The organism is Bradyrhizobium sp. 33ap4 (assembly GCF_032654765.1).
Lineage (GTDB): Bacteria > Pseudomonadota > Alphaproteobacteria > Rhizobiales > Xanthobacteraceae > Bradyrhizobium > Bradyrhizobium australafricanum.
The window spans coordinates 1-999 of record NZ_JAUMTJ010000188.1 but is presented as its reverse complement, the minus strand read 5'-3'; the positions used below and the strand labels follow the sequence as shown (position 1 = coordinate 999).

The 999-nt window shown below is 44.1% G+C and carries 3 protein-coding genes; all 3 read left to right on the top strand.

The genetic code is table 11. From position 1 onward, the window contains the following. A partial coding sequence (locus tag Q2M23_RS43640) for a hypothetical protein (RefSeq protein ID WP_316399529.1) occupies nt 1–255 on the top strand: 255 nt, incomplete at its 5' end. Nucleotides 256–258: 3 nt separating this feature from the next. Continuing rightward, nucleotides 259–489 carry a chromo domain-containing protein gene (locus tag Q2M23_RS44410; protein ID WP_410469852.1) on the top strand — a complete coding sequence of 77 codons (231 nt, stop codon included), beginning with the start codon at nt 259–261 and terminating at the stop codon, nt 487–489. Continuing rightward, a partial coding sequence (locus tag Q2M23_RS43635) for a hypothetical protein (RefSeq protein WP_316399528.1) occupies nt 473–999 on the top strand: 527 nt, incomplete at its 3' end. The genes Q2M23_RS44410 and Q2M23_RS43635, both read left to right, overlap by 17 nt.

Sequence of the window (999 nt, the reverse complement as noted above, 5' to 3'; positions counted from 1 at the left end):
TACCTCAATGTGCTACCGAAACTAGTGTCAGACTACAACAACAGCGTGCACAGTGTGACTGGTATGAAGCCGATCGACGTTAATACATCGAACGAAATGTTTTTGTTTAACAAACTAAACTATAAGACGAAGTCGAACGTTAAAGTCAAATATAAGGTCGGTGATCAGGTGCGCGTTCTGCTAAACCGTTCTGTGTTTCACAAGGGCTACACCGGTCTTTGGTCTCCGGAAGTCTTTGTTATCAACCGCATATGATACATGGACCCACCCGTTGTGTACTTGACAGACTGGAACGGAGAGGAAATCTCTGGTGGGTGGTATCTGCAGGAGGTACAGAAAGTTGTCAAATCTGCTTCTGACAAGTGGCCGATCGAAAAAATTTTAAGACGGAAAAGGATAAACGGTGTTCTTCACTATTTCGTTCGCTGGTTTGGATACGGAAAGGATTACGATAGCTGGGTAGTTGCTAGCAATGTCGGAAAAATATGATTTCTATGTTTACCTTCTCTCAAATGCGAGCATGAATGTTCATCCGGGGAATACGCTTAGTAATTTCACGGTCGCCTTAGATAGGCCTCTTCGCCTTGGCGAAGACTATGAGGTCGGATTGCAAGAAATGAGCTTGCCAAATTTGTTCTATAACGTCACGGACTCGATTGAAGATAATACTATTACCGCTACAAGAACCAGCTTACAGGATTTGGTGAAGACGTTTCAAGCGCACACGAATTTGGAATCTTCGTTGCAAAGCATACTTGCAAACTCGAATGTTTTAATGAAGTATGACAGAGACCACTATTCCTTTGTGTTGCCTGAGAATATACCAGGAGTGAAGATTGCGGACAAAGAAGTGCACGAATGGATAGGCGCAAGCGTAATAACTCATAGCACGCTACACGGTTCTGTCGTTCCAAGGAAGAATGAATCCATAGAGCTAACCGAAGTCGGAGGCCAAGCGGTCTTAGGAAGACAAAGTCTCGTGTCAACTCCTTGGCTCAC

Excerpts from the sequence above, each read along its gene's own strand:
- Q2M23_RS44410 (WP_410469852.1), top strand. The coding sequence starts at position 259 with ATGGACCCACCCGTTGTGTACTTGACAGACTGGAACGGAGAGGAAATC.